Below are 20,750 nucleotides of genomic sequence, written 5' to 3'. Positions count from 1 at the left end.
CCGACTCCGGCCCCCGCCCCGGCCCCAACACCGACCTTCGGTCCGGAGGAGATCATCAAGCGCGATCGCGCCACATGCCAGCGCGCCAGCGAACCGAACGCGTCGCGGATGCGGACCTGCGAGCTGGTGCTCGACAACCGCTCCGCCACTGACTACCAGCGCATCGACGCCGGCGAGGTCCTCCTGACGCTGCTGACCGAGCCGGCCGCCCAGCTACCGGTGATCAAGCAGATGCTGGAGATCTTGCCGGACAACAGCGACCTCCTGTGGCGCCAGTATCGCGCCCTGCTGGCGCTCGACCGGCCGCGCGAGACCTATACGATCCTCGACACGCTCGAAACCAACGAGCATCAGAAATACGCCGCCCGATTTGGACGGGCGCGTGCCCAGGCCTGGGCGGGAGAGTTCGACGCTTCCGTGGAGACCGTCCGGGCGCTGCGCTCGGCGTCGCCGGCCTATGCCTTCCCGCGCAACCTCCACGCCGCCATGGCGGCGGAGAATCTCGGCGTCTGCTGCGGTGACAAAGCCTGGACGGCGAGCGAACCGAAGACCATCGACGACTACATCGCCGCCGCGCCGGACAAGCGTCCGCACGAGACCGTCATGCTCTACGCCCTCCTGACCGGCAATGCGGCGCTGATCCAGCAGGAACGGGCCGACTTCGAAACGGAACTCGCCAAGGAGAAGGTCCCGACGGGCGCCATCCGGGCGATCTTCGACGGCGTGCAGGCCACGGCCGTGAACGACTGGGCGAAGGCGATCGAGGCGCTCGACCGCTACGATGCGGAATTGCTGAAGAACCCCGATTACAAGGCCGAAGCGATGAACGGGCCGGAGGGGAGGGAGGAGCAATATCACGACTGGCTACGGCTGTTGGTCGAGCTCGAGGCCGGCAAGGTGCCGCCGGGGGCCGACCTGGTCATCGCCGCGGCCGAAGGCATGGTCGGTATCGACAACCCGATCGGACGCCGGTCGCTCGGCTACACCCGCACCCTGCTGAAGCATGCGCAGGGCGACGGCGCCGGGGCCATGGCGGCCGCCGAGGCGATGATCCGCGACTCGGTCGGCAACCCGGCTTCACCAGATGCCACGCTCAACGTTCATCTCTACGAACTGGCCGCCCGCGTGGCGCTCGCCGCCGGCGCGCCCGGCGACGCGATCCGGTGGGCCGACTTGGCGCTGCGCGAGGATCCCCGCTGCGCGCCCTGCTATCTCGCCAAGGCGCGCGCCCTGCGCGCCCGCGGCGACATGGGCTCGGTCATCACCGAGGCCGGCCGTGCGGCGCGGCTCGAAGAGACGCCGGAGGCCTACCGGCTCGCCGCCGAGGCGCACCGGCGCACCGCGGCACTCGACCCGGCCGACCCGATCGCCCATCTCGCCCAGGCGATGCTCGAAATCCGCAAGGCGCAGACGCTCGCGCCGGCCGATCCGGCGGTGCGGGCCGAATTCGAGGCGATCGAGGCGGCCTTCCGCGCCGGTGGTGCGCCCGCCGCTGCCCCGGCACCGGCGCCGCCAACAGTCCCTTCGCCACCGCGCTCGCCAAGACCATGAGCAAGCCGGTCGTGGAGGTCCGCAAGCTGTTCGGCCTCGTCCGCGACGATGTGCTGGCCCTGACCGCCAACGGCCAGGAACCCCATGTCTACGGCACCCTCGGCGGCGCCGACTACTATCTCAACCGCGTCGAGAAGTGAGCGCGCCGTCCGGATCGACGGCCCGGCCCGCCGGAGGCCCCGGACGGCCCTGCCGGCTCAAGTCCTGAAGCGCCGCCGTCGGGTCGGCGGACGCGCCGACCTCCGGCTCGATGGGCTACGGCCTGCCGGCCGCCGTCGGCGCCAAGCTGCAGTTCCCCGACCGCCCGGTGATCTGCTTCGCCGGCGACGGCGACTTCCAGATGTCGATGCAGGAATTCGGCACTGCCGTGCAGTATGGCGCCAACATCGTCGTGGTGCTGGTCGACAACGGCATCTACGGCACCATCCGCATGCACCAGGAGCGCGAATATCCGCGCCGGGTCCATGGCACCGACCTCGTCAACCCGGATTTCGCCGCGCTGGCCCGCTCCTACGGCGCACTCGGCTTCACCATCGAGACGACCGACCAGATCGCCCCGGCGCTCGATGCCGCGCTCGCCGCCGACCGCCCGGCGCTGCTGCATCTGAAGGTCGATCCGGAAGGCATCACGCCGACCACCACCATCGAAAAGCTGCGCGGCAGCCGCTGACGCCCGCATCGCGAGGCGCGTGAGGTCCGCCGACGGCGCGCCGCCTGACGAGGCCACATTGCGGTTTATACATAGACTGTCATGATACCGCCCGGTCCGCAGCCCCGGGGGGTCTTCGATGATCGGCCGATCGTCCCGCTTCCGTCGTTTCTTCGCCGTTTTGGCCGCCGCCGTTTTGGCCCCCACTGTCCTGGCCCCCGCCGTCCTGGCCGCCGTGCTGGCGCTGGCCGGTCCGGCCCTGGCGGCGACGAAGCCGAAGCCCGCGCCGGCGCCCGCCGCCGCGGCAACCCCGGCGCCGACTCCGGCCCCTGCCCCGGCCCCGGCCCCGACACCGACCTTCGGTCCGAAGGAGATCATCGAGCGCGATCTCGCCACGTGCCAGCGCGCCAGCGAACCGAACGCGTCGCGGATGCGGACCTGCGAGCTGATGCTCGACAACCGCTCGGCCACCTACGACCAGCGCATCAAGGCCGGCGAAGCGCTCCTGTCCCTGCTGCCCGACCCGGCCGCCCAGCTTCCTGTGATCAAGCAGATGCTGGAGATCTGGCCGGACAACAGCGACCTCCTGTGGCGCCAGTATCGCGCCCTGCTGGCGCTCGACCGGCCGCGCGAGACCTATCCGATCCTCGACACGCTCGAAGCCAACGAGCATCAGAAATATGCCGCGCGAATGGGACGGGCGCGTGCCCAGGCCTGGGCGGGAGAGTTCGACGCTTCCGTGGAGACCGTCCGGGCGCTGCGCTCGGCATCACCCGCCTACACCTTTCCGCGCAACATCTACGCGGCCATGACCGTCCAGGGGACCGATGTCTGCTGCGGCATCCTGGCGTCGGTGGCGCGCGATCCGAAGGAGATCGCCGATTTCATCGCCACCGAATCGGACAAGCGTCCGCACGAACTGGTGACGGTGTTTGCGCTCCTGACCGGCAACACCGCCGTGATCCAGCAGGAGCGGGCCGACTTAGAAAAGGATCTGGCCAAGGACAAGATCCCGCCCTCGATCGTCCGCGCCGTCTTCGACGGGCTTCAGGCCACCGCCGAAAACGACTGGCCCAAAGCGGTCGCGGCCATCGACCGCTTCGATGCCGAACTGCAGAAGGTGCCCGATCTGAAGACCGAACTGATGGGGCGGGCGGAGGACGAGCAGTTCTATGCGGCGATCCGGCTGATGGCCTCGCTGGAGGCCGGCAAGGTGCTGCCCGGGGCCGAGCTCATCATCTCCACGATGGAGGCCTCGCTGACCACGGGCGATTCGCTCGGCCGCAGCCTGCTGGGCTATGGCCGCACCTTGCTGAAGCACGCGAGCGGCGATCGCGCCGGCGCTCTGGCCGCCGCCTCCACGATGATCCGCGACGCGACCGGCAAGGATCCGGCGTCACCGGATGCCGCGATCGAGGTCTATCTCTACGAACTGGCCGCTCGCGTCGCGCTGGCCGCCGGCGCGCCCGGCGATGCGATCCGGTGGGCCGATCGCGCCTTGCGCGAGGACCCGCGCTGCGCACCCTGCTACCTCGCCAAGGCCCAAGCGCTGCGGGCCCGCGGCGATGTCGGTTCGGTGATCACCGAGGCCGGCCGTGCGGCGCGGCTCGAAGAGACGCCGGAGGCCTACCGGCTCGCCGCCGAAGCGCATCGGCGCACCGCGGCACTCGACCCGGCCGACCCGATCGCCCATCTCGCCCAGGCGACGCTCGAAATCCGCAAGGCGCAGAAACTGGCCCCGGCGGACCCGGCCGTGCGGGCCGAGTTGGAGGCGATCGAAGCGGCCTTCCGCGCCGGTGGTGCGCCCGCCGCTGCCCCGGCACCGGCCCCGACACCGGCGCCCACCCCCGCCCCGGTCGTCGTGGCGGTCGCCCCGCCGCCGCCCCCGCCCGCCCCGGTCTCGCTGCTGCCGGCCTCGGTCGCCAAGGAGCGTCGCGTCGCTCTGGTGATCGCCAACGGCGCCTATACCCGCGTGCCGGGGCTCGAAAACCCGGCCAAGGACGCGAAGCTCGTCGCCGACAGCCTGAAGGCTGCCGGCTTCGACCTCGTGCAGACGGTCTCGGATGCCGACCGGTCGAAATTCCTGGCGGCCCTGACCGCCTTCGAGGACGAGGCCGACAAGGCCGACTGGGCGCTGGTCTATTATGCCGGCCACGGCATCGAGGTCGACGGGACCAACTGGCTGGTGCCCGTCGATGCCGGCTTGAAGAGCGACCGCAGCATCGGCGACGAGGCGGTCAGCCTGAACCGGGTGCTGGATACGGTGCAGAACGCCCGGCTGATGCGGATCGTGATCCTGGACGCCTGCCGGGACAATCCCTTCGCCCAGTCGATGAAACGTGTCGCGACCCGCTCGGTCGGCACCCGCGGTCTCGCCCGCCAGATCGAGCCGCCCGGCGGCACGCTGGTGGTCTATGCCGCCAAGGGCGGCCAGACCGCGCAGGACGGCGCCGGCGCCGCCAACAGTCCCTTCGCGACCGCGCTCGCCAAGACCATGAGCAAGCCGGTCGTCGAAGTCCGCAAGCTGTTCGGCCTCGTCCGCGACGACGTGCTGGCCCTGACCGCCAACGGCCAGGAGCCCCATGTCTACGGCACCCTCGGCGGCGCCGACTACTATCTCAACCGCGTCGAGAAGTGAGCGCGCCGTCCGGATCGACGGCCCGGCCCGCCGGAAGCCCCGGACGGCGCTGCCGGCTTAAGCCCTGAGGGGCCGCCGCCGGTTCGGCGGAGGCGCCGTCGGCCGCGCTATTCCGCCGCCAGCTGGTCGGCGACATCGACCGGCAGGGTGACGACCGCGATGCTCTCGTCGTCCGGCGAGCTCTTCACCGAGAAGCCGAGCGCGGTGCACATGGCCAGCATGGTGGTGTTCTCGCGCAGCACCTCGCCCTTGACCGTCTCCAGGCCGTCGGCACGCGCCCATTCGATCATCAGCTTCATCAGCTTCCAGCCGAGCCCCTGCCCCTTCAGGTCGGAGCGCAGCATGATGGCATATTCGCCGGTGCGGTGATCCGGATCGGCATGCAGGCGGACGACGCCGAGCAATTGCCCGGTCTCCTTCAGGATCGCCGCGAAGGCGATGGCGCGGCCGTAGTCGAGCTGGGTCAGCCGGGCCAGGAAGGCATGGGTGAATTCCTTGATCGGCGCGAAGAAGCGCAAGCGAAGGTCGCGCGCCGTGACATGCTCGAAGAAGTCCGGATAGAGCGCCTCGTCCTCGGGCCGGACCGGACGCACCAGCACCGGGCTGCCGTCCTTCAGCGCCATGTCCCGCTCCCATTCCTTCGGATAGGGGCGGATGGCCAGGCGCGGATGGCCGAGCCGGCCGGCCCGGGTCGGCAACGGCTCGACCCGGATGCGCGCGTCGAGCACGACGACGCCGTCCTGGTCGGCCAGGATCGGATTGAGATCGAGCTCGCGGATCTCCGGGATGTCGGCGGCGAGCTGGCTGAGCTTGACCAGCGTCAGCGCGATGGCGTCGACATCGGCGGCGGGCCGGTTGCGATAGCCGGCGAGCAGTCGCGCGACGCGGGTCTCGGCGATCATCCCGCGGGCGAGGTTCATGTCGAGCGGCACCAGATCGAGCGCGCGGTCGGCCAGCACCTCCACGGCGGTCCCGCCGCGGCCGAACACCGCGACTGGGCCGAAGACCGGATCGTCGGCGATGCCCATGATGAGTTCGAGCGCACCGGACCGCTCGACCATCGGCATCACCACGACGCCGTCGACGCGCTTGTCGGGATGGGCCTCGGCGATGCGCGTCATCATCTGGAAGGCGGCGCGGCGCACGCTGTCCTCGTCGGCGAGGCCGAGCCGGACGCCGTCGACATCGGATTTGAAGGCGATGTCCGGCGAGGCGATCTTGATCGCCACCTTGTCGCCGCGGGCGAGATGGGCGCGCGCCGCGCCGACCGCCGCATCGGCGTCGCGCGCCAGCACGGTCGGGGCGACCGGCACGCGGTAGGCGGCCAGCAGCGTCGCGACCTCGACGGCGGTCAGCCAGTGGCGCCCTTCGCCCAGCACCTTGGCGACCAGCCGGCGGGCGGCGTCGGGATCGGGCGTGAAATCGGCCGGCAGGCTCGGCGGCGTCGCCATCAGGCTTTCCTGGGCGGCGGCGTGGCGCATCAGGTGGACGGTCGAGAGGACCGCCTCTTCGGGCGTCGGATGGTAGGGCAGCCCGGCGCCGGTCACGATCTGGCGGGTCTCGGGATTCTCGTCCAGGAAGGCGGTCACGATCGCCTTCTTGCGGCCGAGCTTCTTGGCCTGCGCGGCCGCCGCGCCGACCACCGCGCGGGCGACCGCGGAGGACGGAACGAAGGCGTTCGGCGCATGGATCGGGATCACGGTGTCGATCGCCGGATCGGCCAGCAGCGCCGCGATCGCCGCCCCGAAAGTCTCCGGTGCGGCGTCGTCGGCGAGCACGATCGGGTCGGTCGCCAATGTGCCCGGCCGGATATGGGCGCCGAGCGCCGCCACGGTGGCCTCGCCGAGCGCGGCCAGACGGCCGCCCTGGCGGTCGAGCTCGTCGGCCGCGACGGTGGCGATCGAGCGGCCGTTGGCGACCAGGGCGACGCCCCGGCAGGCGGCGTTGCGCACCTTGGTCAGGGTCTCGACGGCGTCGAACAGTTCGTCGATCGAGGTCACCCTCAGCAGGCCGGCCCGGCGCAGGGCGGCATCGTAGACCGCGTCCGTGGTGGCGAGGCGGGCCGAATGGGTGCGGCCCTCCGGCCGGCGCTGCCGGCTCTTGCCCGAGCGGATCACCACGACCGGCTTGGTGCGGGCGCAGGCGCGCGCAGCGGACATGAACTTGGCCGGGCTGGAGATGGTTTCCAGATGCACCAGCACGGCGCGGGTGCGCGGGTCCTGGGTGAAGAAATCGAGCAGGTCGCCGCCGTCGACATCGGCCTTCTGGCCGAGCGAGACGACCGACGAGAAGCCGACCCCGTGCGCCGCTCCCCACGCCAACGTGGCGTTGACCATCGCGGCCGAGCGCGAGATCACGGCGAGATCGCCCTTGGCGACCGTGCGGGCGGCGAGGCTGGCATCGAGCCCGGCATGCGGCGCGATCACCCCCAGACTGCCGGGGCCGACGACGCGGATGGTGAAGGGTCGCGCGGCCTCGAGCGTGCGCCGGAGCAGGTCGGCCGGCCATTCGTCGTAGCCGCGGCCGAGAAACAGCACCGCGCGCGTGCCGAGCGCGCCGAGCCGCTCGACCGTTTCCGGTGCGCCTTCGGAGCCCGCGGCGATCACGGCGAGGTCGGCCGGGCCGGCAAAGTCGGCGAGCGAGGCCGCCGTCACGGAACTGCCCGGGAAGGGCGCGCCCTCCGGCTCCAGCCCGACCAGCGCGACCGGACCCCGGAACCCGCCGGCCGTCAGCCGCTCGACCAGCAGGCGTGCGGCATCGGCACCGATCCGGGCCGGGCCGATCACGGCGATGGATTTCGGGGTGAAGAGGCCTTCGAGATTGCGGACCGTCATGGCGCCCACGGGGGATCGAGGAACGGGAAGGCGCCGGAATGCCCCGGCACGCGGCCCGGAGGCCCAGCGTTGCCGACGATCTCCGGCATTCACCCTCCGGCCCGGGCCTCGCCGCCGGCATCGGCCGACAGGCGCGGACGGGCGGCATCCATCATGGACCGGACGCTTCGTTCCCGGAACCTCCCATCGGTAGCCGGACCGACCCGGACGGGCCGGCCGGCCCCGTGGGGCTGCCTTGTCGGCTTTTGGCGGCGGGCGCGTCCGGCCGGAGCCGGACCCGTCCACCGCAGGGGCTATTGACGGCGGGCGCGCGTCCGGACGGGCCGGTCGCGTCCGCCGCAGGGGATCAATGGGCCATCAGGACCGGCACGGTCATGTTGGCGAGGATGCCGCGGGTCGCGCCGCCGAACAGGAATTCGCGCACCCGGCTGTGGCCGTAGCCGCCCATGACCAGGAGGTCGAAGCCGCGGTCGGCGGCATGGTTGAGGAGCGCGTCGGAGACGCCGGTGGCCGGCGCCGGGATGGTCTCGACATCGACCGAGAAGCCGTGCCGGGCCAGGTAGGTGGCGAGATCGGCGCCGGGCTCGCCGGGCTGGTCGAGCGCGGTGCCGACCATCACGACGGTGATCGACTGGGCGATCGCCAGGAACGGCAGGGCATGGTGGACCGCACGGGCCGCGGTGCGGCTGCCGTCCCAGGCGATCATCACCTTGCCGGTCGGGATCGAGCCGCCGCGGGTGATGTAGGGCAGGATCAGGAGCGGCGCGGTGCCTTCGAACAGGGCGGCCTCGATCAGTTCCTCGCGCATCGCTTCGGGAGCGGAGGAATCCTGCTGGCCGACCACGACGAGGTCGGTCAGACGGCAATTGGCGAGCAGGCTGTCGGGCGCGCCGCCCATCAGCACCTCGACGATGCGGGTCTCGCGCGAGACGCCGGTCCGCTCGGCCAGCGCCTCGAAGCCGGCGGCCGCGCCCTGCGCCGTCCGGATCGCCTCGTCGCGCGCGGCCTCGATCAGCTCGACCGGGATCGGCGCGGCGACGAAGCCGGGCACGATCGGGTCGATGGCGAGCGCCACGCCGGTGACATGCGCCTGGAAGCGGGCGGCGAGGTCGACGGCGACCGCCGCGGAGGGACCGGCTTCGCGTCCGAGATCGAGCAGAAGCAGGATATCCTTGATGGCCATGGAAATTCTCCTCGTGTCGGGAAGCCGTTGGGACCGTCCGTCCGGGATCTGCCCCGACGCCGCGCACCATAGGCGCACCCACATGACGGTCGTTGATGCGCGTCAAATCTAAGGCCGCGGCACGCGCATCCAGCCCCGTCTTTTCCGATCGGCGCTATGCACGGAGTGCAGAGCCGCGGGGTACGGCACCGGGATACGGCACCGGCCCCGCCGTCAGACCGGCGCGAAGGCGCGGACGGCTTCGGCGATCGCCTCGTTGGGCTCGCGCGTCAGATCCTTGTCGAGCGTGCCGACCACCTTCTGCTGCAGCGCCTCCGGCGCCAGCGCCCGGAAGGCGCCGAGCGCGTGCGGCGCGGCGACGAAGACCAGACGGTCGAACTGCCCGGCCTTCTTGGCCTCGACCAGCCGGTCGATCACCGCCTCGATGAAGGCACGCTCCAGGCTTTCGCGCACCGGCGTATGCGGCTCGACGGCATGATGCTGGCCGCCGACGCTCTCGTAGGACCGTCCGGGCCGGTCGCTGCCGATCTCGGAGGCGAGGTCCCGGCTGCCGGCCATGGTGCCGTTTTCGATCTGCCGCAGCCCGGCACCGACCCCGAGCGCTTCCAGAATGCGCGCCCGCGCACCGTCGGCGACCACAACCCAAGTCGTTTCGCGTCGCATGATGTCCTCCTGCATGGTTGCAGGAAGATTATCCGGTCGCCGGCCGCCGCGCGTTGATCCCGCTCAAATGCTGAGCACTTGCCCAAACGTCAACCAGAACACCGGCACAAGCAGCACAATTCTGCCGCTCCCGGTAACGCCGGCGTCCAGGCAGGAACGGCAGCCGGCTCTTCATGAGCGCTACAAGACCCGCACCGCTTCCCGCTCGATGCGGGCGCGCAGGCGTGGGTGCAAGGCGTCCCGGGTGCTCAACTGCACCTCAATCTGCAATGCAGACTTCAGCAGATCCTCGAGCCGGACGAGTTCGACAAGACCGAAGCGCTCCGGCGCCACGTCGACGTAGGCGTCAAGGTCGCTGTCGTCCCGCGCCTCGTCGCGGGCGCGGGAACCAAAGATGTAGAGCGCAGTCGCCCCGAGAGCCCGAATGGCGTCGGCTTCGGCCAGAATGCCCTCGATCAGTTCGTCGCGTCGCATGGTGACCCCCTGCGACCCGCAGACTAGCGCAGGACGCGGCGGGACGACACCGCCAAACCGCGTCCGCGGACGATCGCACCGGCGTGGGTTCTCGACCCGTCAGAAGGTGCCCGGATAGCGGGCGCCGTCGATCAGGATGTTCTGGCCGGCGATGAAGCCGGCCTGGGCGGAGCACAGGAAGGCGCAGGCCTCGCCGAACTCTTCCGCGGTGCCGAAGCGGCCGGCCGGGTTGGCGGCGAGCATCGCCTCGCGCGTGGCCTCGACGGTGCGCCCCGAACGGGCGGCGTTGCCGGCGATGTTGGCGGTCAGCCGGTCGGTGTCGATATGACCGGGCAGCATGTTGTTGATGGTCACGTTGTGGCGGACCATCTGCCGGGCGATGCCGGCGACGAAGCCGGTCAGGCCGGCGCGGGCGCCGTTGGAGAGGCCGAGTTCGGGGATCGGCGCCTTCACGGCCGAGGAGGTGACGTTGACGATGCGGCCGAACTTGCGCGCCGCCATGCCGTCGACCACGGCGCGGATCAGCATGATCGGGGTGATCATGTTGGCCTCGACGGCCTTGGTCCAGGTCGCCTCGTCCCAGTCGTGGAAGTCGCCCGCGGGCGGGCCGCCGGCATTGTTGATGAGGATGTCGGGGTCGGGCATCGCCGCCAGGATGGCGGCGCGGCCCTCCTTGGTGGTCACGTCGCCGGCGACCGTATGGACGATCGCGCCGGTCGCCGCGCGGATGTCGGCGGCCGTCGCCTCCAGCGCCTCGACGCCGCGCGCGGTGATCAGCACTTCGACGCCCTCGCGCGCCAGCGACATCGCGCAGGCCCGTCCGATACCCTTCGACGCGGCGCAGACGATCGCCTTGCGGCCCTTGATGCCGAGATCCATGCTTGCCGTTCCTCTTCGCGTGTCCGTCCCGACGGAAGTCCTGCCGCCCGCACCGCCGGGGGCGGCGGGCGGACGGTCCCCGGCTCGCCTGCGCATGCCGCCCCGGGGGGGCGGCCGGTCCGGGCGTCCGGGCCGGAGCGGTATAGCACTGCGGCTCGGACCTGCGGAACCCGATGCCCGTGCAGTTCAGCCGACCGCCTTCAGCACCTCGCGGGCGATGACCAGGCGCTGGATCTCGCTGGTGCCCTCGTAGATGGTCGTGATGCGCGCATCGCGGGCGTGGCGCTCGAGCGGCAGGTCGCGGATGTAGCCGGCGCCGCCATGCAGCTGCAGCGCCGTATAGGTGGCGCGCTGCGCCGCCTCGGTGGCGAAGAGCTTGGCCATGGAGGCCTCGCGCGCGAAGGGCCGGCCGTTCTCCTTCAGCCAGGCCGCCTGCAGGATCAGGAGCCGGGCGGCCTCCAGCTCGGTCTCCCGGTCGGCGATCATCCACTGCACGCCCTGCATGTCGGCGATGGTGCGGTCGAACTGGCGGCGCTCCTTGACGTAGCGCTCGGCCGCCGTCATCGCCGCCCGGGCGATGCCGTAGGCGAGCGAGGCGACGCCGATGCGCCCGCCCGCCAACTCGCCGACCGCGGTGCGGAAGCCGTCATTGAGCCGGCCCATCAGGGCGGAGGCCGGCACCCGGCAGGCCTCGAAGCGGATCTCGTTGGTGGCCGAGCCGGTCTGGCCCATCTTGGTCTCGGCCTTGCCGACGACCAGCCCCGGCGTGCCGGCCTCGACCAGGAAGCAGGAGATGCCCTTGCCCTTCGGCGCCTCAGGATCGGTCACCGCCCAGACGATGTAGAGCCCGGCATATTCGCCGGACGTAATGTAGAGCTTGGCCCCGTCGAGCACCCATTCGTTGCCCTCCATGCGGGCGCGCGCAACCATCCCGGCCGGGTCGGAGCCGGCGCCGGCCTCGGTCAGGCAGAAGGCCGCGGCCGGATAGGTGCCGTCGCAGATCCGCGGCAGATAGGTCGCCCGCTGCTCCTCGGAGCCGACGGCCTGGATGACCTCGGCCGCCATGTTGGTCACCGAGGTGGTCACCGCCGTCGCCGCGCAGCCCGCCGCCAGTTCCTGGATGGCGAGCGCGAAGGCGATCGTGCCGGCTTCCGAGCCGCCGTAGTCGGCCCGGACATTGAGCCCCATGAAGCCCTGCGCGGCCAGTTCGCTGAGGTTGCCGAGGAACTCGGCGCGGCCCTCGCCGCGATCGAGCCGGGCGGCGAGCGGCTCCAGCCGATCGGCGGCGATGCGCCGGGCGGTTTCGGCGATCAGGGTCTGCTCTTCGGTCGGGGCGAAATCCATGGCTCGGCGGCTCCGCTCAGAACTCGTAGCCCATCAGGGCGATCTCGCGTGCGCAGTGGCGGCCGATCAGGCTGCGGGTGGCGTCGTCATAGTGCCGGCGATAGTCCCCATCCGGGCGCAACCCGCCCTTGGACCGCGGCAGGTCGACGGGCGCATCGATGCCGACGCGGGCGAGAATGTCGGCGAGATCGGCTTCGAGCGTCTCGTAGCGGCCGATCTTGTCGACCGCGACGGTGCCGTCGATCGAATAGATCGGGAAGCCGCGCACGCGCCGCCCCTCCACCGCCGTGAAGGTCTTGAAGTCGGGCCGCGTCGCCTCCGACTGGTGCCGGGTCGCCCAGTACCAGGAGGAGACCTGCCGGTCCCACGGATTGCGCTCGAAGGCGAACTTGAAATAGCCCGTCCAGACGTCGTGGCCGACATATTGGCGGACCAGCCGGGCCGGGATGTGGTTGAAGTAGTCGAAGCGCCGGTCCGGTCGGCCGATCCAGCGCCCGACGGGTCCGGGCAGTCGCGCACCCCAGCGCTTCCAGCCGAGCGGACCCGGCTCGCGCAGGTAGTTGGTGGGGCGGAGTGGCGCCCGCTTCGGCTCGTCTTCCGCACTGACCGGCGTCGCAATGTCGTCAGGGCCGAGAAACCGCGAGAGAAACAACTCGATCGAGGTGCCGGCCGCCTTGCCGGTCTTGAGGAAGATGAACCGATGCCGATGGGAGATGATCATGGAACCTGACCGCCGCGCGTTTCCCGAATGTCTAACCGATCGGGCTGCGGCACGATAGGGATTCGGGCGCTGCCGACCCATCAGCCGGCGTGATGGGACGGCTGCAAAACATGAACTGGACAGCGGGTCACCGCCGTTGCACTGATCCGGGCTTCGCCAGAGCCTGTCCCGATCGGGTGGGTGCGCCCGCACATGGGGGCAGGCTCCCATTTCAAGAGCCTGAACCGGTTTCCGCGCGACGGATCGCGCCGAACCGCTCCGGCTGCCGCCATCCGGGACGAAACCAGTGTCCGTGACCTCCGCCGCCGTTCCGATGCCGCGCGCCGCTGCCGAGCGCCGCCCCTTCGGCCGCATCGAACTGGCCCTCTATGCGGTGACGGTGTTCGCCTGGTCGACCAGTTGGATCGCGCTGCGCAACCAGCTCGGTGTCGTGGCGCCGGAAGTCTCCCTGGTCTGGCGCTTCCTGCTCGCGGCCGTCCTGATGTTCGGCTGGGTCGCCGCGCGCGGCCTGCCGCTCGCCTTCCCGGTCCGCATCCACGGCCGTTTCGCCCTGATGGGCCTGTTGATGTTCTCGACCAATTTCGCGCTCTTCTACCATGGCGGCCAGCATCTCGCCTCCGGGCTCCTGTCCGTGGTGTTCTCGCTGACCTCCGTCTTCAACCTGCTGCTCGGCTTCGCGATCGACGGCACCCGGCCCGGTCCGCGCGCGCTCGCCGGCGCGCTGCTCGGCTCCGCCGGCGTGGCGCTCCTGTTCTGGCCCGAGATCCACGGCCAGACCTTCGATCCGGAAGCCGCGCTCGGGCTCGGCCTCTGCGCGGCCGGAACGCTCTGCTTCTGCCTGGGCAATCAGGTCTCGGGCCGTGTCCAGGCGGCCGGCGTGCCGGTCCTCTCGGCCAATGCCTGGGGGATGGCCTACGGCACCTTGTTCCTGACCGTCGCGGCGGTCGCGCGCGGCGCCACCTTCACGGTCGAACCGAATGCGACCTATCTGGTCTCGCTGGTCTGGCTGTCGGTGGTCTCTTCGGTCGTCGCCTTCTGGGCCTATCTGAACCTGCTCGGCCGCATCGGCGCCGGGCGCGCCGGCTATGCGACGGTCCTGTTCCCGGTCTTCGCCCTGATCATCTCGACGCTGTTCGAGGGCTATCGGTGGAGCCTGCCGGCGCTGGCCGGGCTGGCGCTGGTCGCCTGCGGCAATGTCCTGGTGCTGCGCCGCCGCTGAGCGGAGGCGGCGGACCGGGTTCGGCGGTCCCTCCGATCGGACCCGACGGATCGCTTCGTCAGAACAGACTGCCCTGCTCGCCCGACCGGCTTTCGCGCCGGCGCGGCCGGGCTGCGGCGGCGGGTCTCGCCGGCGCTCCCGGCTCGGGGGCGGCGCCGACCGGGCCCGGCGGGCCGCCGGCATCGGCGCCGTCGACCGTCGCCCGGACCCGGCCGTCGGCGAATTCCAGCGCCACGCCGTCGCCCGGCGCCAGCGCGGCGGCCGAGCGCACCGGCCGGCCGTCCGGGCCGGCGACCAGGACGAAGCCGCGCGCCAGCACCGCCTTGTAGGAGAGCGTCGCCAGCAGGCGCCCGGCCGCGTCGAGCCGGTCGCGGCGGCGCTCGACCTGGCGCAGGAAGGCCGCATCGAGCCGCCGGCCGAGCCCGTCGGCCCGCTCCGCGCCGCGTTCGAGACGGGCGAACAGCGGCTCGGCCCGGAGCCGGCCGGAGAGCCGCGCCAGCGCCGCACTGCGCCGCTCGCCGAGCACCGCGACCGCCCGCAGGCTCCGGTCGCCGAGCCGGTCGAGCCGTTCCCGGCCGAGGCGCAGGGCGCGCGCCAGGAGATCGGGCGACAGGCGCGCCGAGGCGCGCGCGAAGCGGGTCGCGTGGATGCGCGTCGCCTCGCCCAGGGCCTGCGACAGACGGCCGGCCGCGAGGTCGAGCCGCTGGCGCCGGGTCGACAGGAAGGATTCGGGCGAGCCGAGCGCGCGGACGGCCGACCGCAGGGCATTGCGGCGCGCCTCCATCGAGCGGACGGTGGTCTGCCAGAGCCGGCCGTCGAGCGAGGCGATCTTGCCGATCAGCTCCGAGCGGACCGGCACGACCATCTCGGCCGCGCCGGTCGGGGTCGGCGCGCGCAGATCGGCGGCATGGTCGATCAGGGTCCAGTCGGTCTCGTGGCCGACCGCAGAGACGAGCGGGATGCGGCTCGCCGCGGCCGCGCGCACCACGATCTCCTCGTTGAAGCCCCACAGATCCTCCAGGCTGCCGCCGCCGCGCGCCACGATCAGCACGTCGGGGCGCGGGATGCGGCCGTCCGGGGCGAGCGCGTTGAAGCCCTCGATCGCCGCCGCCACCTCGCGCGCCGAGGTCTCGCCCTGCACGCGCACCGGCCAGACCAGGACGCGGGTCGGGAAGCGGTCGGCGAGGCGGTGCAGGATGTCGCGGATCACCGCGCCGGTCGGCGAGGTGACGACCCCGATGACGCGCGGCAGGAAGGGCAGCTTCTTCTTGCGGCCGGTATCGAACAGGCCTTCGGCGCCGAGCTTGCGGCGCCGTTCCTCCAAGAGCGCCATCAGGGCGCCGACGCCGGCCGGCTCCAGGCTGTCGATCACGATCTGGTATTTCGAACCGCCCGGGAAGGTCGTCACCCGGCCGGTCGCGATCACCTCCAGCCCCTCCTCGGGCTTGAAGCGCAGCCGCGCCATCGCCTGTCGCCAGATCACCGCCTCGATCTTGGCGCCCTCGTCCTTCAGCGCGAAATAGGCATGGCCGGAGGAATGCGGGCCGCGATAGCCGGAGATCTCGCCGCGCACGCGCACCTGGCCGAAGCCGTCCTCGATCGTCCGACGAATCGAGTAGCTGAGCTCGGAGACGGTGAATTCGGGGGTGTTCGGCAGCGGTTCGGCCAAGGGCGGGCTCCTTCCGGCCGAGGGTTGCCGGCTGGCCGGCCGTCCGTCAACCCGGAACCGCGGCAAACAGGGCCGGCGCCGCGCGCAGGCATGCGAGAACGGCCCGAACCGGTCCCGAGCGCATCAGGTCGCTATGCGCCACGAACCAGACCTCGCGCTCGATGATCGGCCGATCCGGCGGGACGGCGATCAGCCCGGCATCTGCCCGCCCCAGGAAATCGGGAAGGACCGCGATGCCGCCGCCCGCGCGCGCGGCGGCCTGCTGGATCTCCAGGCTGCTGGCCATGAACGCCATCGGGCGTCCGGCCGCAAAGGCTTCCAACGCGGCCTGCTGGGGCGGCGGAGCCGGCGTGCCGTCGTAGCCGATGAAGCGCCATTCGGCCGGCAGGCAGGCGGCGAGATAGCCTGGGCTCGCATAGAGGCGGAAGCCGATCCGGCCGAGCCGGGTGATGGTCAGGTCGCCGCTTTCGGGCCGCGTGAGCCGGATGGCCACGTCGGCCTCGCCGCGGTCGAGCGACGCGGTCCGCGCCTCGCCCACAATGCGGATCGTCAGACCGGGATGGCGCGCCTGCAGGCCGACCAGTGGAGCCGCCAGGATCGCCGCCGCCAAGGCTGGCGGTGCGCTCACCGTCACGGTGCCCTGCAGGTCGGTGCGCGTGGCCTCCGCCAGGCGCCGCGCCGCCTGCGCCTCCCCCTCCATGCGTGCGGCAATGGCGGCCAGGCGCAATCCCGCCTCGGTCAGGGTCCAGCGCCGGCCGCGCCGGTCGACCAGCGGCACCGCGAGGGTGCGCTCCAAGGACAGGATCCGGCGCGCCACCGTCGCATGTTCGATGCCCAGGCGCCGAGCCGCAGCCGAGAGCGAGCCGGCTTCGGCCAGGGCGGCGAAATGGCGAAGGTCATCCCAATCCATCGGGGAATTTTCTCACGGATCACGGGAAGCCATAGGGGATTTCCTCTCGGGTCGCCAGTTGCGAGACAGGGTCCGAGGAGGACCCGACCATGGACCGGAAAGTGGAATTGATATCCTTCGGCGGCATCGAGACCCTGCGTATGGCCGAATTCGAACCGCCCACCCCGGCTGCCGGCGAGATCCTGATCCGCCAGGACGCGATCGGCGTGAATTTCATCGACATCTATCAACGCACCGGGCTCTATCCCCTGCCCCTGCCGGCGGTGCTCGGCGTCGAAGCCACCGGCATCGTCGAAGCCGTGGGCGAGGCCGTGCACGGTCTCAGGGTCGGCGACCGCATCGCCTATGCGGGCCTTCCGGGGGGCTATGCGACGCGGCGGGTGCTGCCGGGCTGGCGCGCCGTGCCGCTGCCCGACGACATCGACGCGAAAGCGGCGGCGGGCGGGTTCCTGCGCGCCCTGACGGCTCACATGCTCCTCACCCGCGTTTTTGCCGCCGGCCCGGGCAAGACCCTGTTGGTCCATGCGGCGGCAGGCGGCCTCGGCAGCATCCTGACCCGCTGGGCAAGGCGCAGCGGCTGCATCGTGATCGGCACGGCAGGGTCGCCCGACAAGGCCGAGATCGCGCGGGCAAACGGCGCCGATCATGTCATCGTCGGCCGCGACGCCGATCTCGTCGGCGAGACGCGGCGGCTGACCGGCGGGACGGGCGTCGATTTCGCGATCGACGGCATCGGCGGAACCATGCTGGCCCGAACCTTGGACTGCGTCCGCAAGTTCGGCACGGTCGCGTCGGTCGGCCAGGCCGCCGGTCCCATTCCGCCGATCAGAGCGGAGGATCTGGGACCGATCCGATCCATCGCGCTGGCGCGGCCGAGCGTCATGGCCTACGCGGCCGAGCCGGAGACCTACCGCGCCGCCTCCGAGGCCGTCATCGGCGCCCTCCGGGACGGGACGATCGACGGCCGCATCGGGCGGGAATACCGGCTCGAGGACGCGCCGCGTGCGCAACGCGACCTGGAAACCGGCGCCACGGCGGGCTGTTCCATCCTGGTCCCGTGATCGCCGGGCCGGGTCCGGCAACCCGGCGAGGTCCGGTTCCGGACCGTCCGCGACCTCCATGCCTGCGACCGGCCCAGACTGGGCAGACATGCCCGGAAAGGCGCCAGTGGCCTGCCGGGCCGAACCCGGCTAAGACAAGCCGCGTTGCAAGTTTGAAGTCGAATCAGTCGCGTCATGCCGCCTCGCCAGGACTACCGCCTCCAACGCCTGTTCATCCGCCTGCCGCTCCGGGCCGGCGGACGGATCGACCTGACGCGCGAACAGGCGAACTACCTCCTGAACGTGCTGCGGCTCGATGTCGGCGCCGAGCTGCTGGTCTTCAACGGCCAGGACGGCGAATGGCGCGCACGGATCGTCGAGACCGGCCGGCGCCAGGGCGTGCTGGAATTCGTCGAGCAGACGCGGCCGCAGACCCAGTCGGCCGACCTGCACTATCTGTTCGCCCCGCTCAAGATGGCGCGGCTCGACTACATGGTGCAGAAGGCGGTCGAGATGGGCTGCGGCATGCTGCGCCCGGTCATCACCCGCCACACCCAGGTCTCCCGGATCAATCTGGAGCGGATGGAAGCCAACGTCATCGAGGCGGCCGAGCAGTGCGGCATCCTGGCGATCCCGCGCATCGCAGAACCGGTCGAGTTCAAGGCGCTGGTCGACACCTGGCCGGGGGCGGAGGCCGGACGGCGCATCCTGTTCTGCGACGAGGGCGAGGAGAATTCCGCCCCGGCGCCGGTCCTGGCGCGGCTGGCGCGCGGTCCCGTCGCGGTGCTGGTCGGCCCGGAAGGCGGCTTCTCCGAGGAGGAGCGGCTGGTGCTGCGCTCGAAGAGCTTCGTCACCCCGATCCCGCTCGGGCCGCGCATCCTGCGCGCCGATACCGCCGCGGTCGCCGCCATGGCGCTGGTCCAGGCCGCGATCGGCGACTGGGCGGAATAAACCCGCTTACACGCCGGCGGCGGAGCATCCGAAGTGAGGGCCGGTCGGCCGGCCGGCAGTCTCAGTTCGTGCCGCGGCCGAGGCTCGTGCGCACGGCCTCCAGACGGCGCTCGAAATCGGCCGATCGCGCCGGATAGTCCGGATGCCAGCCCTCGGGATAGACGGTGCGCAGATCGGCCCGGAGCGCCTCGATGGCGGCATGGTCGGCCGGGCTGTTCGCCTTGGCGCCGAGTTCCTTCAGGACGCGCACCACGTTGGCGATGCTGCGTTCGCGATGTTCGCGCCACAGGACGGCGCCCAGCCTCGTATCGAGGCGGGCTGGATCGGCCTCCGGCATCAGGCGCTCGATGCGCGGCTCGGACAGGACGGCCGCATCGATCAGCATGGCGACGATGAATATGTCGACCATGACCAGATAGACGGCGGAGAACAGCACGGTGGCCAGCCGCCAGGTCGGGCGCCGGGCGGCCAGGAAGGTCTTGCGCTTGTCGTTGCGGGCCGGCGCCTCGCGATCGGCCGTCTCGATCAGGTCGGTGACGTTCAGGACCTCGAGCCGCTGCGCATTCGCGGCGAGCAGCGTGCGGCCGGCCAGGATCACGGCGACCAGGCCTATGAACAGCGGCCCGTTGCCGCCCGGATGGCGCGGATCGACCGCCATCGACATGGCGACGGCGAGGAGGACCGAAAGGCCCGCCGCCCACAGCATGTAGCGGTTGCGGCCGGCCCACCAGACCGGCAGGAAGAAGGCGAGCGGCGAGAAGGACAGGACCAACCGGCCCGCCCGCTGGGCGCGGCGGTAGTAGCGCACCAGGGGATGATCCAGGTTGCCGAGAAAGGCTTCGAGATCGAAGGGTTCGAGCAGCGGGAACCCGGTCTCGTCGCGGCGCGGCGTCGGCGGCGGCCCGGTCAGCGCCTCGATGACCGCGACCAGCGGGCCGACCTCCGAGGCCCCGCCGACGATCCGGGCCAGACGGCGCACGTCGCGATCCCAGCCGAACGCCTCCGAGGCAAGGCGCAGCAGGACCCGGGTCCGTTCGGGCAGGACCGGGGCTGCATCGCCGCTGTTGCGGCCGCGGCCGAGATGGCGGTCGAAGCCGCGCGCCAGCTGGGTCTCGAAGGCGAGACGCTGGGCGATGTCGAGATCCTCCGCCGCCCCGATCAGCGCCTCCCAGGCCAGCGCATGCCCACCGCCCTGTCCGAACCACGGATCGTTCAACAGCCGGTCGGCCTCGGCGGTCAGCGCGGCAAACCGATCCGCGCTCGTATCGGGCTCCGGATCGAATTCGGGTTCGGGGTCGTCGTCGCCATCGGGGTCGCGGCCGGCCGGCTCGGGCACGGCGCGCGACGGCTTGGGTGGAGCCGCCGGGGATTCCGCTTCGGCCATGCGCAGAACGATGGTGTCGATCCGGTCTTCCAGCCGGGACGGTTCCGGCAGGGGAGGATCGACATCGTCACCAAGCCGGGAGATCAGCGTGCCCTCGGCCTCGGGCATGCGGCGGCCGTCCGGGTGGTCACTCTTCTGGTCCGCCAGCGGCGGACTGCCGCCCTCCCGGTCCGCCGCAGCCGGCCTGGCGCCCTCCCGGTCCGCCAGAGGCGGCCTGGCGCCCTCCCGGTCCGCCAGAGGCGGCCTGTCGCCGTCCGGGGCCGCCAGAGGCGGTCTGTCGTCTTCCGGGGCCGCCAGAGGCGGTCTGTCGTCTTCCGGGGCCGCCAGAGGCGGCCCGGCGACCCGGCCGTGGCTCACCGGTTCGGCCGGTGGCGTCAGGCCCGGATCGGATGCAGCGGCGGTTTCCATCGCCTCGATCGCATCCCCGTCGTCGTCATCGTCGTCGGGATCGGGATCGGGATCGGGACGGCCCCAGCCGTTGCGCGCCCATTGCAGGGCCACGTCGCGCGCCTCGACCAGACGCTGGAAGGCGGCCGGATCGTCGTCCGGGCGCGTCACCTTGAGCCGCGCCGCATAGGCGCGCTTCACGGCACGTTCGTCCGCGTCCACCGGAAGACCGAGCAGGTCGTGGGCCCACATGG

At 71.6% G+C, this 20,750-nt stretch carries 16 protein-coding genes and 1 pseudogene; 7 read left to right on the top strand and 10 right to left on the bottom strand.

The genetic code is table 11. The annotated features are described in order from the left end of the window. Window positions 1–108: 108 nt before the first annotated feature. The 4 genes and pseudogenes from ABB55_RS20440 to ABB55_RS20430 all read left to right on the top strand — a co-directional run bounded on the left by ABB55_RS20440 (window position 109) and on the right by ABB55_RS20430 (window position 4,838). On the top strand, window positions 109–1,551 hold the full coding sequence (locus ABB55_RS20440) for a hypothetical protein (RefSeq protein WP_054360458.1): 1,443 nt from the start codon (window positions 109–111) through the stop codon (window positions 1,549–1,551). After that, the gene (locus tag ABB55_RS30460; protein WP_160321279.1) at window positions 1,548–1,691 is read left to right on the top strand and encodes a hypothetical protein; all 144 of its coding nucleotides are present in this window, start codon (window positions 1,548–1,550) and stop codon (window positions 1,689–1,691) included. Before ABB55_RS20440 ends, ABB55_RS30460 begins: the two co-directional genes overlap by 4 nt. Window positions 1,692–1,783: 92 nt before the next feature. After that, window positions 1,784–2,221: pseudogene (locus ABB55_RS20435) on the top strand (thiamine pyrophosphate-dependent enzyme); the annotation flags it as partial. Window positions 2,222–2,396: 175 nt separating this feature from the next. Beyond that, a complete protein-coding gene (locus ABB55_RS20430) occupies window positions 2,397–4,838 on the top strand; it encodes a caspase family protein (protein ID WP_152982118.1) in 2,442 nt (813 codons plus the stop codon). A gap of 107 nt (window positions 4,839–4,945) precedes the next feature. Here the strand turns inward: ABB55_RS20430 and ABB55_RS20425 are convergent, their stop codons facing one another. From ABB55_RS20425 to ABB55_RS20395, 7 genes are all read right to left on the bottom strand, one after another. Further along, on the bottom strand, window positions 4,946–7,672 hold the full coding sequence (locus tag ABB55_RS20425) for a bifunctional acetate--CoA ligase family protein/GNAT family N-acetyltransferase (protein WP_054362198.1): 2,727 nt from the start codon (window positions 7,670–7,672) through the stop codon (window positions 4,946–4,948). A 346-nt stretch (window positions 7,673–8,018) separates the two neighbouring features. Further along, the gene (locus ABB55_RS20420; RefSeq protein ID WP_054360455.1) at window positions 8,019–8,855 is read right to left on the bottom strand and encodes a universal stress protein; all 837 of its coding nucleotides are present in this window, start codon (window positions 8,853–8,855) and stop codon (window positions 8,019–8,021) included. A gap of 213 nt (window positions 8,856–9,068) precedes the next feature. Beyond that, window positions 9,069–9,518: a host attachment protein gene (locus tag ABB55_RS20415; RefSeq protein ID WP_160321278.1), complete on the bottom strand. Its 450-nt coding sequence runs from the start codon at window positions 9,516–9,518 to the stop codon at window positions 9,069–9,071. Window positions 9,519–9,698: 180 nt separating this feature from the next. Continuing rightward, window positions 9,699–9,992, bottom strand: a complete 294-nt coding sequence (locus tag ABB55_RS20410) for a nucleotidyltransferase family protein (RefSeq protein WP_054360453.1) — start codon at window positions 9,990–9,992, stop codon at window positions 9,699–9,701. A gap of 99 nt (window positions 9,993–10,091) precedes the next feature. Beyond that, a complete protein-coding gene (locus tag ABB55_RS20405) occupies window positions 10,092–10,871 on the bottom strand; it encodes an SDR family oxidoreductase (RefSeq protein ID WP_054360452.1) in 780 nt (259 codons plus the stop codon). A 186-nt stretch (window positions 10,872–11,057) separates the two neighbouring features. Further along, window positions 11,058–12,215, bottom strand: a complete 1,158-nt coding sequence (locus ABB55_RS20400; protein ID WP_054360451.1) for an acyl-CoA dehydrogenase family protein — start codon at window positions 12,213–12,215, stop codon at window positions 11,058–11,060. Between the two features lie 16 nt (window positions 12,216–12,231). Then, on the bottom strand, window positions 12,232–12,936 hold the full coding sequence (locus ABB55_RS20395) for a sulfotransferase family 2 domain-containing protein (protein ID WP_054360450.1): 705 nt from the start codon (window positions 12,934–12,936) through the stop codon (window positions 12,232–12,234). A gap of 292 nt (window positions 12,937–13,228) precedes the next feature. Between ABB55_RS20395 and ABB55_RS20390 the strand changes: the two genes are divergently transcribed. Continuing rightward, window positions 13,229–14,155 carry a DMT family transporter gene (locus ABB55_RS20390; RefSeq protein WP_244472084.1) on the top strand — a complete coding sequence of 309 codons (927 nt, stop codon included), beginning with the start codon at window positions 13,229–13,231 and terminating at the stop codon, window positions 14,153–14,155. A gap of 58 nt (window positions 14,156–14,213) precedes the next feature. Here ABB55_RS20390 and xseA read toward each other — a convergent pair whose 3' ends face one another. Both xseA and ABB55_RS20380 read right to left on the bottom strand, forming a co-directional pair. Next, on the bottom strand, window positions 14,214–15,824 hold the full coding sequence (gene xseA / locus ABB55_RS20385) for an exodeoxyribonuclease VII large subunit (RefSeq protein ID WP_054360449.1): 1,611 nt from the start codon (window positions 15,822–15,824) through the stop codon (window positions 14,214–14,216). 46 nt (window positions 15,825–15,870) lie between these two features. Then, a complete protein-coding gene (locus ABB55_RS20380) occupies window positions 15,871–16,734 on the bottom strand; it encodes a LysR family transcriptional regulator (protein ID WP_054360448.1) in 864 nt (287 codons plus the stop codon). Between the two features lie 89 nt (window positions 16,735–16,823). On the opposite strand from ABB55_RS20380, the gene ABB55_RS20375 reads away from it, so the two are divergent. Both ABB55_RS20375 and ABB55_RS20370 read left to right on the top strand, forming a co-directional pair. Continuing rightward, window positions 16,824–17,795: a quinone oxidoreductase family protein gene (locus ABB55_RS20375; RefSeq protein WP_054360447.1), complete on the top strand. Its 972-nt coding sequence runs from the start codon at window positions 16,824–16,826 to the stop codon at window positions 17,793–17,795. A 174-nt stretch (window positions 17,796–17,969) separates the two neighbouring features. After that, window positions 17,970–18,725 (top strand): 16S rRNA (uracil(1498)-N(3))-methyltransferase, encoded by a 756-nt coding sequence (locus tag ABB55_RS20370; protein WP_054360446.1) that lies wholly within the window; start codon window positions 17,970–17,972, stop codon window positions 18,723–18,725. Between the two features lie 61 nt (window positions 18,726–18,786). Here the strand turns inward: ABB55_RS20370 and ABB55_RS20365 are convergent, their stop codons facing one another. Beyond that, complete coding sequence (locus tag ABB55_RS20365) at window positions 18,787–20,748, bottom strand: J domain-containing protein (RefSeq protein WP_054360445.1); 1,962 nt, start codon at window positions 20,746–20,748, stop codon at window positions 18,787–18,789. Window positions 20,749–20,750: the final 2 nt, after the last annotated feature.

It is taken from the genome of Prosthecodimorpha hirschii, assembly GCF_001305515.1.
Classification (GTDB): Bacteria; Pseudomonadota; Alphaproteobacteria; order Rhizobiales; family Ancalomicrobiaceae; genus Prosthecodimorpha; species Prosthecodimorpha hirschii.
This window is presented reverse-complemented; position numbering and strand designations above follow the sequence as displayed.